The 16,291-nt window shown below is 68.7% G+C and carries 15 protein-coding genes and 1 pseudogene; 7 read left to right on the plus strand and 9 right to left on the minus strand.

The features are described from left to right. Nucleotides 1–3: 3 nt before the first annotated feature. Nucleotides 4–867, minus strand: a complete 864-nt coding sequence (locus BN1186_RS08785; RefSeq protein ID WP_040283663.1) for a DNA-formamidopyrimidine glycosylase family protein — start codon at nucleotides 865–867, stop codon at nucleotides 4–6. Further along, complete coding sequence (gene aat, locus BN1186_RS08790; RefSeq protein ID WP_074436980.1) at nucleotides 860–1,609, minus strand: leucyl/phenylalanyl-tRNA--protein transferase; 750 nt, start codon at nucleotides 1,607–1,609, stop codon at nucleotides 860–862. Before aat ends, BN1186_RS08785 begins: the two co-directional genes overlap by 8 nt. A 138-nt stretch (nucleotides 1,610–1,747) precedes the next feature. Here aat and BN1186_RS08795 point away from each other — a divergent pair, with 138 nt between their 5' ends. Then, entirely contained in the window at nucleotides 1,748–2,428 is a 681-nt protein-coding gene (locus tag BN1186_RS08795; protein WP_052459976.1) for an EcsC family protein, read from the plus strand. Between the two features lie 4 nt (nucleotides 2,429–2,432). On the opposite strand, the gene alr is transcribed toward BN1186_RS08795, so the two are convergent. Beyond that, entirely contained in the window at nucleotides 2,433–3,119 is a 687-nt protein-coding gene (gene alr, locus BN1186_RS08800) for an alanine racemase (RefSeq protein WP_052459977.1), read from the minus strand. 86 nt (nucleotides 3,120–3,205) lie between these two features. After that, nucleotides 3,206–3,376 (minus strand): annotated as a pseudogene (locus tag BN1186_RS16045) (alanine racemase); the annotation flags it as partial. 91 nt (nucleotides 3,377–3,467) lie between these two features. On the opposite strand from BN1186_RS16045, the gene BN1186_RS08805 reads away from it, so the two are divergent. Further along, entirely contained in the window at nucleotides 3,468–4,316 is an 849-nt protein-coding gene (locus BN1186_RS08805) for a DUF4282 domain-containing protein (protein WP_052459978.1), read from the plus strand. 541 nt (nucleotides 4,317–4,857) lie between these two features. Here the strand turns inward: BN1186_RS08805 and BN1186_RS08810 are convergent. Genes BN1186_RS08810 through pdhA form a run of 3 tightly spaced genes read right to left on the minus strand, consistent with a single transcriptional unit; the run spans nucleotide 4,858 to nucleotide 8,513 of the window. After that, a complete protein-coding gene (locus BN1186_RS08810) occupies nucleotides 4,858–6,441 on the minus strand; it encodes a dihydrolipoamide acetyltransferase family protein (RefSeq protein WP_040283664.1) in 1,584 nt (527 codons plus the stop codon). Nucleotides 6,442–6,447: 6 nt separating this feature from the next. After that, nucleotides 6,448–7,425, minus strand: coding sequence for an alpha-ketoacid dehydrogenase subunit beta (locus BN1186_RS08815; protein WP_040283665.1), 978 nt, complete (start codon nucleotides 7,423–7,425; stop codon nucleotides 6,448–6,450). Continuing rightward, nucleotides 7,422–8,513, minus strand: a complete 1,092-nt coding sequence (gene pdhA, locus BN1186_RS08820; protein WP_342777358.1) for a pyruvate dehydrogenase (acetyl-transferring) E1 component subunit alpha — start codon at nucleotides 8,511–8,513, stop codon at nucleotides 7,422–7,424. Before pdhA ends, BN1186_RS08815 begins: the two co-directional genes overlap by 4 nt. Nucleotides 8,514–8,784: 271 nt before the next feature. On the opposite strand from pdhA, the gene BN1186_RS08825 reads away from it, so the two are divergent. Continuing rightward, the gene (locus tag BN1186_RS08825; RefSeq protein ID WP_052459979.1) at nucleotides 8,785–11,229 is read left to right on the plus strand and encodes a bifunctional metallophosphatase/5'-nucleotidase; all 2,445 of its coding nucleotides are present in this window, start codon (nucleotides 8,785–8,787) and stop codon (nucleotides 11,227–11,229) included. A 160-nt stretch (nucleotides 11,230–11,389) separates the two neighbouring features. Here the strand turns inward: BN1186_RS08825 and argF are convergent, their stop codons facing one another. Together argF and BN1186_RS08835 are read right to left on the minus strand one after the other, a co-directional pair. Further along, complete coding sequence (gene argF, locus BN1186_RS08830) at nucleotides 11,390–12,382, minus strand: ornithine carbamoyltransferase (protein ID WP_040283667.1); 993 nt, start codon at nucleotides 12,380–12,382, stop codon at nucleotides 11,390–11,392. Nucleotides 12,383–12,604: 222 nt separating this feature from the next. Beyond that, nucleotides 12,605–13,060 carry a low molecular weight protein-tyrosine-phosphatase gene (locus BN1186_RS08835; RefSeq protein ID WP_040283668.1) on the minus strand — a complete coding sequence of 152 codons (456 nt, stop codon included), beginning with the start codon at nucleotides 13,058–13,060 and terminating at the stop codon, nucleotides 12,605–12,607. A 93-nt stretch (nucleotides 13,061–13,153) separates the two neighbouring features. Here BN1186_RS08835 and BN1186_RS08840 point away from each other — a divergent pair, with 93 nt between their 5' ends. The 4 genes from BN1186_RS08840 to BN1186_RS08855 all read left to right on the plus strand — a co-directional run bounded on the left by BN1186_RS08840 (nucleotide 13,154) and on the right by BN1186_RS08855 (nucleotide 16,281). Continuing rightward, entirely contained in the window at nucleotides 13,154–13,840 is a 687-nt protein-coding gene (locus tag BN1186_RS08840) for a response regulator transcription factor (RefSeq protein WP_040283669.1), read from the plus strand. After that, a complete protein-coding gene (locus tag BN1186_RS08845; protein ID WP_040283670.1) occupies nucleotides 13,837–15,255 on the plus strand; it encodes an ATP-binding protein in 1,419 nt (472 codons plus the stop codon). The genes BN1186_RS08840 and BN1186_RS08845 overlap by 4 nt, the downstream gene beginning before the upstream one ends. Before the next feature lie 184 nt (nucleotides 15,256–15,439). Beyond that, nucleotides 15,440–15,976, plus strand: a complete 537-nt coding sequence (locus BN1186_RS08850) for an AzlC family ABC transporter permease (RefSeq protein WP_052459980.1) — start codon at nucleotides 15,440–15,442, stop codon at nucleotides 15,974–15,976. After that, nucleotides 15,973–16,281 (plus strand): AzlD domain-containing protein, encoded by a 309-nt coding sequence (locus BN1186_RS08855; protein ID WP_040283671.1) that lies wholly within the window; start codon nucleotides 15,973–15,975, stop codon nucleotides 16,279–16,281. The genes BN1186_RS08850 and BN1186_RS08855 overlap by 4 nt, the downstream gene beginning before the upstream one ends. Nucleotides 16,282–16,291 lie beyond the last annotated feature (10 nt).

Below are 16,291 nucleotides of genomic sequence, written 5' to 3' on the forward strand. Positions count from 1 at the left end.
TCCTCACTTCAGCAGTTTGGACAGCCGCCGGTCTGCCAGCGGTTTGCCTCCAGTCTGGCACCCCGGGCAATACTGCAGCGACGAGTCTGCGAACGACACCTCCGCAATGGTGGCCCCGCACACCTCGCATGCCTCTCCCGTGCGGCCGTGCACCCGCATGCCCGCCCGCTTCGCGTCCTTGAGTTCCCCGATGGGCGTGCCGACGGCGGCGTCCACCGCGCCCTGCAGGACGGCACGCACCTGCTCGAACAGCGCGTCGGCCTCCTCCGGGGTCAGGGAGTTGGCCGCCTTGAAGGGGCTCAGCTTCGCGGCGTGGAGGATCTCGTCGGAGTAGGCGTTGCCGATGCCTGCGAGGATCTTCTGGTCCCGCAGCACCCCCTTCAGCTGCGCCCGCCCCGCCTGCTCCAGCACGCCGCGGAAATCCGCGACGGTGAAGCCCTCCGCGAGCGGATCCGGGCCGAGCGCCTGGATGCCTGGCACCTCCCGAGGATCCTCCACCACGTAGATGGCCAGGCCCTTCTGCGTGCCCGCCTCCGTGAGGCTGAAGCCCGAGCCGTCGTCGAGCACGACGCGCAGCGCGAGCCCGGACCTACCGCGGCGGGCGGGCACCGGCGGCGCCTCGTCGTGCCACGTGACCCACCCGGCGCGGGCGAGGTGGAAGATGAGGTGGACGCCCTGGGCGTCGATGTCGACGAACTTGCCGTGCCGCGACACTGAGCTGACCTCCAGCCCGGCCAGCGCGTCGAGCGGCACCTTGAACGTCTTGAGCGCGGCGAAGCTGACCAGGTGTCCCTCCGCGATGATGCGGCCGCTGAGCTTCGCGTCGAGTGCCGCAGCGACGGCGGCGACTTCAGGCAGTTCAGGCACGGCGTTGTCCTCTCAACCGCAACGGGGCCCTGGCCCCGTCGTTGTAGGCCTTTATCAGTTCCTCCCCCGTGAGGGGGCCCAGATTCGTCCACTCCAGCTCCGGGTACGCCAACGCGACGCTCAGCTTCCGCAGATACTCCTCACGGTCGATCTCGTAGGCGCCCAGCGAGCCGAGGTGCTCGGTGAGCCACTGCACGTCGAGCAGCCCGACGCCCACCTGCCGTAGCTGCACGATGAGCCTGATCAGCGCCACCTTGGAGGCGTCCCGGCCCCGCTCGGAGTCATGGAACATCGACTCGCCAGCGAACAACCCGCCCAGGTGCAGGCCGTAGAGCCCGCCGACGAGGGCTCCGTCGTCGTCCCAGACCTCGACGGTGTGCACCCACCCCGCCTCATGAAGATGGAGGTACGCCTCGAGGACCCGCTCGTCGATCCAGCCGTGCGGGCGGGTGGGATCCGCGCAGCGGGTGAGCACGCCGTCGGGATCCACATCGACGGTGGTGGTGTAGCGCTTGGCGCTCTTGCGGAGGGAGCGGGTGAGGTGCAGGCCCTCCACCGGCAGGACGCCGCGGCGCATGGGGGACCACCACCCCATCTCCGCGGTGCTGCTCTGCTGCAGCGGCATGGGGAACACTCCGCAGCGGTAGGCCTCCAGCGCGAGGGCAGGGCTGAACTCATCGGACCACCCGATGAGATCCTGGCCCGGCCACTCTTCCGGCCGGCCGAACGTGATGCCCAGCATGCCTCCAGTCTTGCAGGTGCCGCCGACGGTTTCGACGACGGTGATCCTCCGGTGGCCCCCCGGTTCATCCCTGGTTGGGGCGGCGAACCCTCGACCTGGCTGGGGTGGCGTGGCAAGCTGAAGGGGTAAGGAGGCGCCATGACGCAACCCACTGACGCCGTCGCAGTCGCCGAAGGGCTGACCGCGGATGTCTTCCACGAGGTGCTGGACCTGGCCATCAAGGGCAAAGGGAAGCTACCGGGCGCCAAACACGCCGCCAAGCAGCTACTGCTGCGGCACAACGACGCCGAGGCCGCGATCCGCAGCATGGTCAACAGCCACATCGCCATGGCGGGCGGGCAGGGTTTCGCCACCAACTGGGGCGGCTTCTTCGTCTCGCTGCTGACCATCCCCGCGAACCTCGCCGCCGCGTCGTTCCTGCAGGCCCGCGTCGTCGCCGGCATCGCGCACCTGCGCGGCTACGAACTCGATGACCCCCGCGTGCGCACCGCGATCCTCATGATCATGCTGGGCCCCGGCGGCAACGCCGAGCTGTTGGAGAAGGGCGCCCTGCCGTCGTCGGCCGCCATGGTGGCCACCGCGCCGGTCTTCGACGCGAAGCTCGACGGCCAGGTGTCGAAGGCGCTGCTCGACCGCGCGATGAACTCCATGACCGGCAAGCGCCTCGGCGTGTGGGTGGGCAAGCGCATCCCGTTCGTCGGCGGAGGCGTGGGCGCCGCCGTGGACGGCTGGGCCACCCGCTCCATCGCGATGCACGCCCTGGAACAGTTACCGAGTCGCCGCCCGAAGCTGGGCCGAGGCGTCGTCGAGACGGCGTAGCCCCTCAGGGGCCGTATACGCGGGGGACGCGGGCGGCGATCAGGCAGGTCACCTCGTAGGTGATGGTGCCCATCAGGTCTGCCAGTTCCTCCACGCCGATGCGTTCCTGCCCGCTGGTGCCCATCAGCACCACCTCGTCGCCCACCTGCACAGACGGCTCGTCCGGGCCCAGGTCCAGCATGGTCTGATCCATGCAGACCCGCCCGGCGATGGGGTACGAGCGGCCGCCGATCAGCATCCGGCCGCGCGACGACAGCAGGCGCGAGTAGCCGTCTCCGTAGCCGACGGCGACCGTGGCGACCCACGTGTCCCGCGGCGCCGTCCAGGTGCGGCCGTAGCCCACCGTCTCCCCCGCGGCGACCCGCTTGACGAAGCTGACCCGCGACGTCCACGTGCCCACGTCGCGCAGCGGGCGTGACGGCGGGGTCTTCGCGTCGGGGTAGGAGCCGTAGATCATGATGCCGGGACGCACCATGGTGCTGCGCCCGAGGCTGTGGCCGAGGACTGCGCCGGAGTTGGCCGCATGCACCCACTCCACCGGGCCGACGGCGTTCTCGATCTCAGCGACCACGCCGTCGAAGCGCTCCAGTTGGGCGCTGGTGAAATCGGCGCCGTCAGCGACATCGCTGACCGGCAGGTGCGTGAAGATGCCGCCCAGCCGCAGGCTGCCCGCCTCTTGCCTCTTATACACACCTTCCGAGCCCCCGAGACCGTACTAGGCGTCACGCCGCCGGCCCGCAATTGCTCGGCCTCGGAGGTGAGCGCGATCCCCAGCCACTCTGCCGAGCCGCGCTCCTGGATGCTCTTCGCGACGGTGACCAGCCCGTGCCCGTAGGCGTTCGCCTTGACGGCGGCGAGCACTGCCCGGCCACCCGCGAGGTCGCGTGCGGTGCCCAGGTTTGCGTGGATCGCGTCGAGGTCGACGCGGAACGTGGTGGGAGAGGCCATGGCCCAACTATTGCGCACGTAGCTGACACGTCGCGCTCGGCCCGTGGTGATGTCCACGCGTCTGAGCCGCGGGCGTGGCAGACTTCACTACATGTCTAACAACCAGTGGAACACCGGCCAGAACCCCGAGTGGGCTCCCCAGCAGCCGGAAGGCGCAGCCCCGGAGCAGCAGGGCCAGCAGCAGCAGGAATGGGGCCAGCAGACGGACTGGACCCAGCAGGGTCAGACCTCCGCCACCGAGTGGGGCCAGCCCCAGCCGCAGACCAGCGCACAGGACTGGCAGGGCGCACAGGCTCAGCCCCAGCCGAGCGCTGGCGACTGGCAGCAGGCCCAGCCCCAGCAGAGTGCGCAGGACTGGCAGGCCGCCCAGTCCCAGGGTTCCGCAGACTGGAACCAGGCGCAGCCGCAGCCCAGCGCGCAGGATTGGGGCCAGGCGCAGCAGGCCCAGTCGTGGGACCAGGGTCAGCAGGGCCAGCAGCAGTGGGGCCAGCAGGGCCAGCAGGGCCAGTCCTGGGATCAGAACCAGCAGTGGAACCAGCAGCAGGGCGGTTACGCGAACACCACCGGCGGCTACTCCGGCGCCCCGCAGCAGTGGAACCAGCAGGCTGAGAAGAAGCCCAGCCCGTTCGACTTCTCCTTCAAGCGTCAGGCGCTCCCCGGCGCGGCGGGCACGATCTTCCTGATCGGCACCATCGGCTTGGCCGTGTGGTGGCTGTTCCACTTCATCGGTGTCTTCTCGTTCACCGCGGGCCTCAGCGGCGGCGTGCCCATCCCGATGCTGCTCGAGCGCCTCCTCGGCGGCGCCGCACTCGCCGTGTTCGGCATCATGCTGCTGCGCGCCATCCTCGAGGTTGGCGTCGCCGTGACCGGCCTGCTGAACAAGCCGGACCCGGCCTCCGCCAAGGACGACGACAAGCCGGCGGAGGACACCGCCGTCTGATCCGGCGCCCGGTCCAGGAGCGTCGCCCTGCGAGCTCGTGTCCTGAGCCAGGCGCCTGCGAGGAACGAGCAGCGCGTCTGGTCGAAGGATGCGAGCCAGGCGACGACGAAGGGCGCCCGCAGCGTGTCTGTAGTCAGCCTCAGCGTCAAGGAGTGGCCGGGGGCGGGGGATGCAAGTACGCGCGCCGAGCCCGGACCCCACCCAGGTAGTTGTTGCCCGGCAACGCCGGCCATCTTCGGAGTACCCCGCCCCCGGACACGACGGCACCAACCGTGCCAACGGTTTCGGCAACAACCCCCCACACCACCTCAGTGTTTGAAGCAGTGTCTGATGGGGGCCTGAGAGGGTGGGTCGGGCGTTGCCGAAGACGGTCACCCCGACCCTGGCTCAGATCGAGCACAGCGTGACCGCCTTCGGCATGGGCGGCGAAGGCCCCAGCAGACACTGCGGCACCAACCTGTGGCCCAGGTGTCAGACACGCTGCAGCGGTTTCGACACTGCTCGCTGCGCTCGCAGGCTCAACCAGCGCTGCGGGGCCAGGTCAGTAGAGGAGAGCCAGGGCGGGTTCGGCCAGGATCGAGGCGACGTCGTGCAGGAAGCGCGAGCCCTGCTCGCCGTCGATGATCCGGTGGTCGAAGGCGATCGCGAGGGTGGTCACCCAGCGCGGCTCGACCCGCTCGTCGGGGCCCTCCCCCACCACCCAGGGGCGGCGGTCGATCGACCCCATGCAGAAGATCGCCGACTCGTCACCGTTGATGATGGGCGTGCCCGCGTCGATGCCGAAGACGCCGACGTTGGTGATGGTGAACGTGCCGTGTGCGTAGTCGCCGGGCTGGAGCTTGCCCTCGCGGGAGACCTGGACCAACTGGTTGACCGCCTGGCACAGCTGCAGCAGGCTCAGCCGCTGCGCGCCCTTGATGTTGGGCACCATCAGCCCTCGCGGGGTGGCCGCGGCGATGCCGAGATTCACGTCGGCGTGGTAGACGATCTCCTGGGTGTCCTCATCCCAACTGGTGTTGAGATCCGGGTTGCGCATCAGCGCCAGGCAGATGGCCTTGGCGTAGACCAGCAGCGGCGAGACGCGCAGGCCGGTGAACTCGCGCCGGCCCTTCAACGTCTCGACGAACTCCATGGTGCCGGTCACATCGATGGTGATCCACTCGGTGACGTGCACCTTGGTGCTGACGGAACGCACCATGTTCTCAGCAGTGACTTTGCGCACGCCCTTGATGGGGACGCGGCGTTCCGAGCGGCCCTCGAACGGGTCGAACCCGCCCAGGCCCTCCGTCGGGCCGAAACCGCCACCGAAGGAGGAGCCGGTGAACGACGTACCGGCGTGGCTCTGCGTGTCGCGCGGGGCGCCCTGGAAGGAGGCCTGGTCGTTGAGGATGCGGCACTGCCTGGGCTGCTCGTCGAGGTACTGGAACGCGGCGGCGGCCTCGACGTCGCGGCGGGTGACCGTGCCGTCCGGCCCGGTGCCGACGACGGTGCTCAGGTCGACTCCGAGATCCTTCGCGTACTTGCGCACGGGCGGCTTCGCCTTGGTGTCGCCGGGGTCAGAGGCCAGCACGAGGGTGGATTCCGACGGCGCGGTGCCGGGCGACGGCAACGGGTCCCCCGTCGCCTGGGCGTGCACCGGTTCGGCGGGGTGCACCTCGTCGGCGCGGCGGCCGGGCTCGTGCTGGTCGTAGGCGGCCGACAACGCCTCGGAGGCCTCGTGGGGCTCTCGACGGGGGGCCTGGTGCCGGCGGCGGCGTCGCGTCGAGGGGGCGTCCGAGGCGCCGTAACCGACGAGGTTGGGGGTGGTGGTTTCAGCTGGTGCGTCGGCTGCGAGGGTTTCGACACGGGCTGGCTCCTTCGTCGCAGAGCGCGTCTCAACCAGCGTGGGGTCGTCGATCTCGACGATGGGGGTGCCCACCTCCACCGTCGACCCCTCGGCCACCAGCAGACCTGTGACGGTTCCCCCGTAGGGCGACGGCAACTCGACGATGGACTTGGCGGTCTCGATCTCGACGAGGATGTCGTTGACCTCGATCTCGTCGCCCTCGGCCACCCGCCAGGCGACGATCTCGGCCTCGAGGAGGCCCTCACCCGGATCCGGGAGCAGGAACTGGCGCTTCATCATGGGCTCCTAGTAGTTCAGCGACTGGTCGACGGCGTCGAGCACCCGGTCCACGGACGGGAGGTACTCCTCCTCCACGCGCGACGGCGGGTAGGGCATGTCGTAGCCCGCAACCCGCAGCACGGGCGATTCCATCACGTAGAACAGGTCCTGGTGCAGCCTGGCGGCGATCTCGGCGCCCAGGCCGAACGACAGCGGCGCCTCGTGCACCACGACGGCGCGCTTCGTGCGGCGCACTGAGCTCATGACGGTCACCCAGTCCACCGGGCTGAGTGTGCGCAGGTCCACCACCTCGAGCGACATGCCCTCCTCGGCGGCGACGGCGGCCGCGTCGAGGCAGGTCTTGACCATGGGCCCGTAGCAGAGCAGGGTCGCGTCGGTTCCGTAGCGGGTGATCGACGCCTGGTGCATGGGCTCGGGCCGCGCGGAGAAGTTCACCGTCGACTTGGTGTGGTAGCGGCGCTTGGGCTCCAGGAAGACCACCGGGTCGTCGGACTGGATGGCCTGCTGGATCATCCAGTAGGCGTCGTTGGAGTTGGCGCAGGTGACCACCTTGAGGCCGGGGGTGTGCGCGAAGTACGCCTCGGGCGATTCGGAGTGGTGCTCGATGGCGCCGATCCCGCCGCCGTAAGGGATACGGATGACCATGGGCATGGGCGTCTGGCCGCCGGTGCGCATGTGCAGTTTGGCCACCTGCGTGACGATCTGCGAGAACGCGGGGAACACGAACCCGTCGAACTGCATCTCGACGACGGGGCGGTAGCCGCGCATGCACAGGCCGACGGCGGTGCCGACGATGCCGGATTCGGCCAGCGGGGAGTCGATGACGCGGTTCTCGCCGAACTCCGCCTGCAGGTTCTCGGTGATGCGGAACACGCCGCCGAGCTTGCCAATGTCCTCGCCCGCGAGGAGCACCTTCGGGTCGGCCTGCAGCGCGCGACGCAGGCCCCGGTTGAGGGCCTTGGCCATCGTGAGGGTTTCGGTCATGCGTCCTCCCCTGCCGCGGCGTACTCGTTGTATTCGCGGCGCTGCGATTCGAGCGCGACGGAGGGCTCCGCGTAGACGGTCTCGAACAGGCGGTCCATCGTCACCGATTCCAGGGTGGAGATGGAGGCGCGCAAGTCGACGCCGAGTTGCTTGGCGTCGGCGTCAACCTGGGCGAGCCAGTCGTCGTCGATGGCGCCCTCGTTGATCAGGTAGGTGGTCAGGCGCGAGATGGGATCCCGCCCGCGCCACTCCTCCTCATCGGCTGAGGCGCGGTACTTGCTGGGGTCGTCGGAGGTGGTGTGGGCGCCCATCCGATACGTGAAGGCCTCGATGAACGTGGGCCCCTCGCCGTTCCGGGCGCGGTCCATCGCCCAGTCGGTGACCGTCTTGACGGCAAGCACGTCGTTGCCGTCGACCTGCACGCCGGGGAAGCCGAAGCCCCTCGCCCGCTCGAACAGCGGGATCCGGCTCTGCAGCGCGATGGGCTCCGAGATGGCCCACTGGTTGTTCTGGCAGAAGAACACCACGGGGGCGTTGTAGGAGGCGGCGAAGACGTAGGCCTCGTTGACGTCGCCCTGGCTGGCGGCGCCGTCGCCGTGGTAGACGATCACCGCGGCCGGATCCTCCGCGTCGGGGCCCACCACGCCGTCGAACTGCAGGCCCATGGCATAGCCGGTGGCGTGCAGGGCCTGGCAGCCGATGACGATCTGGTAGTTCTTGAACTTCTCCAGGTTGTCCCAGTTGCCGCCGTCCGTGCCGCGGAAGAGGCCCAGGAAGTTCGTGAGGGGCACGCCCATCACCAGGGCGACGGCGTGCTCGCGGTAGCTGGGGAAGACGACGTCCACGTCGCGCACCGCGTGGGCCGAGCCCACCTGGGCGGCCTCCTGGCCGAGCGACGGCGGCCAGAGGCCGAGCTCGCCGTGGCGTTGCAGGGCGGTGGCCTCTGCGTCGAAGCGGCGGGCGAGGATCATGTCGCGGAGGTACCCCTTGAGGTCCTCGTCGGTGCCGCTGAACTCGAAATCAGGGTTCTCGACGCGCTGCCCATCCGGTGTGAGCAGCTGCACCATGTCGTGGCTCTGCCCTCGCAACGCAGCCTCCTTCCGCCGACCTACGTAACCGTAACTTACGCAAGCGTAGCCAGGAATGCGTGTGACTCGGCCGAAGGGCATCTCCACAGCTGACCCGAAACTCTTGTGGGAACCTCACAATCGGGCCGATCTGGTGACTTTCCGGTAACTCTGTCATGACGTGAACGTTAACAACTGGTTATCGGCTTGACCCGCGGCCAGTTTGGCCCAAGAGTGGGCAACAACTACCACGACGGTGGTTCGTTCTAATGCCCAGCTGCATCGGAGAGACATGACGAAGAACTTCAAGCGCGCGACCGCGTCGCTCGCCGCAACCGCCCTGGTTGCGAGCGGCCTCGCGTTCGCCACCACCAACCAGGCTTCCGCCGCCGTCGGCACGTGTGAAGCCCCCACCGGCACCGTCAAGGTGTTCGGGTTCAACGACTTCCACGGCCGCATCGCCGCCGCCACCAAGCTGTTCACGCCCGTCGAGGAGGCCCGCGCGGCCGACGACGAGGTCCTGCTGATCAGCAGCGGCGACAACATCGGCGCCTCGCTGTTCGAGTCGATGGTGGCCGACGACAAGCCCACCCTCGACATCCTCAACGCCATCGGCCTCGACGTCAGCACCGTGGGCAACCACGAGTTCGACAAGGGCTGGGCGGATCTCGCCGGCCGCGTCGACGCCGGCTCCGAGTTCTCCTACCTCGGTGCCAATGTCTACGAGGCGGGCACCACCACCGTCGCCGCCCCGCTGAAGTCCTACGAGACCTTCGACAAGGGCGGCGTGACCATCGCCGTCGTGGGCGCCGTCACCGCAGACACCCCGTCGCTGGTCGACCCGTCGCAGATCACCGACATCGAGTTCGGCGACCCCGTCGAGGCCGTCAACCGCGTCACCGGCGAACTGCTGGACGGCGACCCCGCCAACGGTGAGGCCGACGTCGTCCTGGTCTCCTTCCACGAGGGTGCCGCCAGCGGATCCGCGACCGCAGCCGAGAACGCCGCGGATTCCGAGGCCTTCGCCGCCATCTACAACGATGTCGACGACCGCGTCTCGGCCATCTTCAACGGCCACACCCATCAGGTCTACAACTGGACCACCGCCGGTGGCGTGCCCGTCATCCAGGCCGGCCAGTACTCCGAGCGTCTCGCCGAGCTCGAGCTCTCCGTCGACTCCGCCAACGGCGGCGTGTGTGACACCACCGTCACCATCCACGACCAGCGCAAAGCCACCCCCGGCACCAGCGCTGCGCTGACCGAAGTGGCTGACATCGTGACCGCGGCCAACGCCTACGCCGATGAAGAGGGCACACGGGTCATCGGCCAGGCCGAGTCCGCCATCTCCACCCCCGGTAACGGCGGCTCCGGCACCCGCGACCACGAGTCGCCCATGAGCAACCTCGTGGCCCAGATGTTCTTCGAGGTGCTCGGCAACGCCGACGCGGACAACTTCATCGGCATCCAGAACCCCGGCGGCACCCGCGACTCGTTCGACGCCGGCGACATCACCTACCGCGAGGCCGCCCTCACGCTGCCCTTCGCCAACTCGCTGTTCACCACGCAGATCACCGGTGACCAGTTCAAGACCGTGCTCGAGCAGCAGTGGCAGCGCAACGCCGCCGGCGAGGTGCCCTCGCGTGCGTTCCTGGCGCTCGGCCTGTCCGACAACGTGAGCTACACCTACGACGAGTCGCTGCCCGAGGGCGAGCGCATCACGTCGATCTCCATCAACGGCGAGCCGATCGAGGGCGACAAGCTCTACACCCTGGGCTCCGGTTCCTTCCTGATCGGTGGCGGCGACAACTTCTGGGAGCTGGCCAACGGCGTCAACACCGCCGACACCGGCCGCGCCGATCTTGAGGCCTGGGTCACCTGGGTCGAGGCGCAGGACGGCCCCCTGGCCCCTGACTACTCGAAGCGCGGCGTCTCCGCCAAGCTGCCCGCCGCCAACGTCCTGGCCGAGGGTGGCGAGTCGCTGACCTTCACCTTCGGGCAGCCGCTCGAGGGTGGCGTCGCACCGCAGACGCTGGACATGTTCCTCGACGCCGAAGGCGCCAAGGTCTCCCCGCAGCTGTTCAACTCCGAGATCGTCGCCTACCTGGGCGACCTCGAGGTTGGCCGCGGCACCGTCACCGACGGCGCGGGCAGCATCGAGGTGTCCCTCGCCGACGGCACCACCGCCGCCGCTGGCGCACAGACGCTGAAGTTCGTCGTCCTCGAGTCGGGCACCGAGATCACCGTCCCGGTGACCGTCGAGCTCAAGGAAGACCCCGCGCCGGAGCCCGAGCCGAAGAAGTTCGAGCGCACCGCTCCCTACGCCCTGGCCGGGGAGCACACCCTCAACGGTCGCCAGTGGAAGACCGCCTGCGAGGCCTACTCGCAGACCGAGCGCTGCCGCACCGACATCTGGGCCACCGTGGTCAAGATCGAGAACGGCCAGTTCGTCCGTGAGACCGGTTGGGCCTTCAACAACCTGACCTACCTGCCGTTCATGACCCGCGCCGAGTGGGGCAACAACCCGCTGGCCAACAACGGCGAGTGGACTGCAGAGACGGACAAGCGTCAGTGGATGACCGAGTGCGACACCGCTCGCACCGGTGGCGACGGCTGCCGCACCTACGCGATGGTGACGGTCTACAAGGCCACCGCCAAGCCCGAGGGCGGCTACACCTTCTCGCAGAACAACGAGTGGGTGTTCAACAACATCGTGATGTTCGGCGACTACACCAAGTGATCATCACCTGAAACAGGCGGGGCCCCGGAGCAATCGCTCCGGGGCCCCTTCGTTGGTTGAGCCTGGCGCGCTCTGCGCGACAGTGTCGAAACCGCCAAGCCTGGCAGCGGCCTGTGCCCAATCTCACGGGGTTTCGACACCGCTCGCTGCGCTCGCGGGCTCAACCAGCGGCCAGGGTGGCGACGAGGACGGCCTTGATGGTGTGCATCCGGTTCTCAGCCTGGTCGAAGACGATGCTGGCGCTCGACTCGAAGACCTCGTCGGTCACCTCAACGCCCTCGAGGCCGAACTGGTCGAACAGGCTCTGCCCCACCGTCGTGTTGAGGTCGTGGAAGGCGGGCAGGCAGTGCATGAACTTCGCCTGGGGGCCCGCCTGTGCCATGAGCTCGGCGTTGACCTGGTAGCCACGCAGGAGTTCGATGCGTTCGGCCCACACCTCCTTGGGCTCGCCGAGGGAGACCCACACGTCGGTGTAGAGGAAGTCGCAGCCCTCGACGGCGGAGGTGTCGTCGGTGACCGTGACGCGGGCACCCGTGGTCTCGGCCAGGCGCCGGGCCTGGGTCACCACGTCGTCGGCGTTCTGCTGCTGCGCGGGTGCGATCATGCGCACGTCCATGCCCATCATCGCGCCGCTGATCAGCAGGGAGTTGCCCACGTTGTTGCGGGCGTCGCCGAGGAACGCGAACGTGATCTCGTGGAGCGGTTTGCGGGAGTGTTCGAGCATGGTGAGCTGATCGGCGAGCATCTGGGTGGGGTGCCAGTCGTCGGTGAGGCCGTTGTAGACCGGGACGCCGGCGTGCTCCGCGAGGGTTTCGACGGCGGCCTGGGCGGAGCCGCGGTACTCGATACCGTCGTACCAGCGGCCCAGCACGCGGGCGGTGTCGGCGGCGGATTCCTTGTGCCCGATCTGCGACCCGGCGGGATCCAGGTAGGTGGTGGTACCACCCTGGTCCGCCATCGCCACCTCGAACGCGCAGCGGGTGCGGGTGGAGGTCTTCTCGAAGAGGAGGGCCACCTGCTTGCCTCGGAGCAGCTGCTCCTCCCGGCCTTCGCGTCGGGCCGCCTTCAGGTCCGCGGAGAGCTGCAGCAGGTGCTGCCATTCGTCGGGCGTGAAGTCGAGTTCCTTGAGGAAGGAGCGGCCGAGCAGGCTCATGGGGGTCGCCTTTCGCGAAGGGGAAGCCCTCAGAATACGCGCAGCAACGGCCCCTGAGCATGGCGCGTCCAGCCGTACCGGCCCCTGAGCGTGGCGCGTCCGAGCTTGCGAGGACCGCGTCACGACGAAGGGCCCCCGCAATCATCTCTACGAATCGGGGGGTCGATGTGGATTATCCACATCGCCCCCCCGATTCGGTAGAGATAAACGAGCGGCGGGTGCTCAACCAGGGGAGACGGCGGCGTCGAGGATGGCCGGCATCGCGGCCTCGACGTCGGCGAGCGTGTCGTAGAAGCCGTCCTGGTCCCCGTACCAGGGGTCGATGAGGCTCTCACCCTTGGGCTTGTCGGGGTTGAAGTCGTTGAGCAGGTGCACGTTCGCCGTCGGGAGCAGCTTCTCGAGGCGTTCGACATGGAAGGGTTCGACGGCGACGACGAGGGCGTCGTCGAGGTCCTCGGCGGTGATCCGGCGCGCCCGGTGGTTGGCGGCGTCGTAGCCGGCCTCGGTCAGGACGCGGACGGCGCGACGGTCGATGCCGTTGCCCGCCTCCTCGCTGGAGATGCCGAAGCTCTCGATCTCGAGATCCAGTCCCCGCTCGTCGGCCATGCGGCGGGCGACGCGTTCGGCGATCGGTGAGCGGCAGATGTTGCCCCAGCAGACGAAGATCAACCTGGTCATGCGGCTCAGCCTAGGTCACCGGGCAGGCGGCGTGGCGGAACGCAGACCCAGGTAGGATGTCGAGTTGTCGGAGAGAGGTGGCAGGGTAGGGCTATGCAGATCTTGGTGGTGGACGACGATCAGGCCGTTCGTGATTCTCTGGCCCGTTCGCTGACGTACTCGGGCGACGAGGTGCAGACCGCCGCAGACGGCGTGGAGGCGCTCGCCAAGCTGGTCAGCTGGCAGCCGGACGCGATCATCATGGACGTGATGATGCCTCGGCTCGACGGGCTGGAGACCACCCGCATGCTGCGCCAGGGCGGCAACGACATCCCCATCCTCATCCTCACGGCGCGCGACGCCGTCGGAGACCGCGTGGACGGGCTCGACGCAGGCGCTGACGATTACATGGTCAAGCCGTTCGCGCTCGACGAGCTGCTTGCCCGGTTGCGCGCGTTGACGCGTCGCTCCAAGCCGGCAGCGGAATCCGAATCGAAGGTGTTGACGTTCCAGGACGTGACGCTCGACACCCAGCACCGCGAGGTCACCCGCGACGGTCAGCACATCTCGTTGACGCGCACCGAGTTCGCGCTGCTGCAGGTGTTCATGGAGAACCCGCGCCGCGTGATGGAGCGCAACACGCTGCTCAACGAGGTGTGGGGCTTCGAGTTCCCCACGACGGCGAACTCGCTCGAGGTCTACATCGGTTACCTCCGCCGCAAGACGGAGACGGGCGGGAGGTCCCGCCTCATCCACACTGTGCGCGGCATCGGCTACGTCCTGCGTGAAACTCCCCCGTGATCGGAAGCTGGTGGATCCGGCTCCGACGCGGTATCGGGCGTCTCGTCAGCGGTCAGTCGCTCCAGTGGCGGCTGGCGCTGCTGACCGGCATCTCCGTTGCGGCGTCGGTTCTCGTCGTGGGCGCCGCCTCGTACGTCACCACCCGTTGGTCGCTGCTGGATCAGATGGACCGCGAGTTGGTGCAGGTGGCGCAGAATGCTTCGAGCACGGTGTCGTTGAACGTCGCCAACCTGGGCGGCCTCTCCCCTGACGCGTTGGGTTCCTCCGGCGGGCTGCTGGGCGTGGTCTCGGCCAGGGGCACCATCAATCAGGTCTCCGGGCAGAGCGAGACCCTGACGGCCGGTCCCGAGGAGATCGCGGTGGCACGGCTGAGCGTCGGTTCGTCTGCGCGCAGCGTGGAGTTCGACGGGATGACCTACCGCCTGGTCTCTGTGCCGCTGCGGGTCGACGACGAGCACTACGCCGTGATGTACGCCCGGCCCCTCGATCCCTTGGCTGCCACCCTGGGGTCGCTGTGGATCGTGCTGCTGGTGGCGGGCATGCTCGGCATCGTGACGACGATGGCCGCGGCCCTGTGGGCGGCGCAGACTGTACTCGCGCCGGTGCGCCGTCTCTCGCGCGCGGTGAAGTCCGTCACGCAGACGGACCAGCTCAACCCCATCCGCATCTACGGCCGCGATGATCTGGGCGAGCTCACCAAGTCGTTCAACACGATGCTGCGCTCCCTGCAGCAGTCGCGGGAGCAGCAGCGCCAGCTCATCGCCGACGCAGGCCACGAGCTACGCACGCCGCTCACCTCGATGCGCACCAACGTCGAGTTGCTGTTGGCGGATGACAAGTCCGGCATGCTGCCCGAGGGTGCGCGCTCCGAGGTGCTGGGCGATGTCGCAGCCCAACTGGGAGAGTTCTCGGCGCTGGTGGGCGACCTCGTCGCTCTCACCCGAGACGACCACCTGCAGCGCCCGCACGAACTGCTCGACATGGCGGAGGTCACCGAATCGGCGCTGGCACGCGCGACCCGTCGCGGCCCCGGCATCCACTTCGACGTCGCCCTGGAGTCCACCCCGGTGATGGGGGACGCCTCCACGCTCGAGCGCGCCATCACCAACCTGCTGGACAACGCGGTGAAGTTCTCCCCGTCCAACGGCACCATCCGGGTGTTCCTGATGGACGGCACGCTCACCATCATCGACCAAGGCCCCGGCATCGAAGAGGACGACCTGCCCAACATCTTCGACCGCTTCTACCGCTCTGACAAGGCACGCAACACCCCCGGCACGGGTCTGGGCCTGTCGATCGTGGCCCACACGGTCGACGCGCACGGCGGTAGCGTGAAGGCCAGCAACGACCCCGACGGCGGCGCCCGCTTCACGATGCGCCTCCCCGTCGTCGAACTCGCCGAGCAGTACGAGTGAAGCGCCCCGTGCACGTGCGGCCCAACGAACGCCGAGGGTCCGCCGGACGTTCCCGTGTGCTGACCCCCGCGCAGAAGCGCGGGCTGTCCGTTGGCCTGGCCACCGGGCTGTACGGGATCTCGTTCGGGGCCTCGCCGTCGTTGCGGGTCTCAACGTCTGGCAGGCGTGGGCACTCAGCCTGTTGATGTTCACCGGCGGCTCGCAGTTCGCGTTCATCGGCGTGGTGGGCGGCGGTGGAGCATTGGGCGCAGCGGCGGCCGCGGCCTCATTGGTGGGCGTGCGCAACGCCATCTACGGCGTCACGGCCAACGCCCTGCTCCGGCCCCACGGCTGGCGCAAGGTCCTGGCCGCGCATGTCACGATCGACGAGTCCATCGCCGTCGCCTCCGCCTCGGAGGATCCGGCCGAGGAGAAGCGCGGCTTCTGGACCGCAGGCCTGGCGGTCTTCGTGCTCTGGAACCTGTTCACCGTGGTGGGCGCGCTGGCCGGCAACGCACTCGGCGACCCCAAGGCCTGGGGCCTCGACGGCGCCGCAGTCGCCGCGTTCCTCGGCCTGCTTTGGACGCGGTTGAAGGCGAAGGACCCCATCGTGATCGCCGTGGTCGCAGCCTTGGTGACCGTCCTCGTCGTCCCCTTCGTACCGCCCGGCATCCCGATCATCCTCGCCGCCGTCGTCTCCGTCCTCATCACCTTCGCCCAGCGCCGCAAGGAGGCCCGATGACCCTCTGGATCTGGATCCTGATCTCCTGCGCCATCGCGTTCGGCACGAAGTTCGTGGGTTACCTCCTGCCGGAGAAGTGGCTGGAGAACGAGTGGGTGCTCCCGCTCAGCCAGGGCGTCACGGTCGGCCTCCTGGCCAGCCTCGTGGCGGTGACCACGTTCGTCGACGGCCAGGAGCTTCGCCTCGACGCCCGCGTGGTCGCGCTGCTGGCGGCCGCCATCGCACTTCGGCTGAAGGCCCCGTACCTCGCGGTGGTCGTGATCGGCGCCGTCGCAGCCGCGCTGGCCCGCCTCGTCGGCCTCTGACCGGCGAGGC

This window comes from Tessaracoccus massiliensis, from assembly GCF_000826065.2.
GTDB classification, from domain to species: Bacteria; Actinomycetota; Actinomycetes; order Propionibacteriales; family Propionibacteriaceae; genus Arachnia; species Arachnia massiliensis_A.

Excerpts from the sequence above, each read along its gene's own strand:
- aat (WP_074436980.1), bottom strand. The coding sequence starts at position 1,609 with ATGCTGGGCATCACGTTCGGCCGGCCGGAAGAGTGGCCGGGCCAGGAT.
- BN1186_RS08795 (WP_052459976.1), top strand. The coding sequence starts at position 1,748 with ATGACGCAACCCACTGACGCCGTCGCAGTCGCCGAAGGGCTGACCGCG.
- BN1186_RS08805 (WP_052459978.1), top strand. The coding sequence starts at position 3,468 with ATGTCTAACAACCAGTGGAACACCGGCCAGAACCCCGAGTGGGCTCCC.
- BN1186_RS08810 (WP_040283664.1), bottom strand. The coding sequence starts at position 6,441 with ATGATGAAGCGCCAGTTCCTGCTCCCGGATCCGGGTGAGGGCCTCCTC.
- BN1186_RS08815 (WP_040283665.1), bottom strand. The coding sequence starts at position 7,425 with ATGACCGAAACCCTCACGATGGCCAAGGCCCTCAACCGGGGCCTGCGT.
- BN1186_RS08825 (WP_052459979.1), top strand. The coding sequence starts at position 8,785 with ATGACGAAGAACTTCAAGCGCGCGACCGCGTCGCTCGCCGCAACCGCC.
- argF (WP_040283667.1), bottom strand. The coding sequence starts at position 12,382 with ATGAGCCTGCTCGGCCGCTCCTTCCTCAAGGAACTCGACTTCACGCCC.
- BN1186_RS08835 (WP_040283668.1), bottom strand. The coding sequence starts at position 13,060 with ATGACCAGGTTGATCTTCGTCTGCTGGGGCAACATCTGCCGCTCACCG.
- BN1186_RS08840 (WP_040283669.1), top strand. The coding sequence starts at position 13,154 with ATGCAGATCTTGGTGGTGGACGACGATCAGGCCGTTCGTGATTCTCTG.
- BN1186_RS08850 (WP_052459980.1), top strand. The coding sequence starts at position 15,440 with ATGTTCACCGGCGGCTCGCAGTTCGCGTTCATCGGCGTGGTGGGCGGC.
- BN1186_RS08855 (WP_040283671.1), top strand. The coding sequence starts at position 15,973 with ATGACCCTCTGGATCTGGATCCTGATCTCCTGCGCCATCGCGTTCGGC.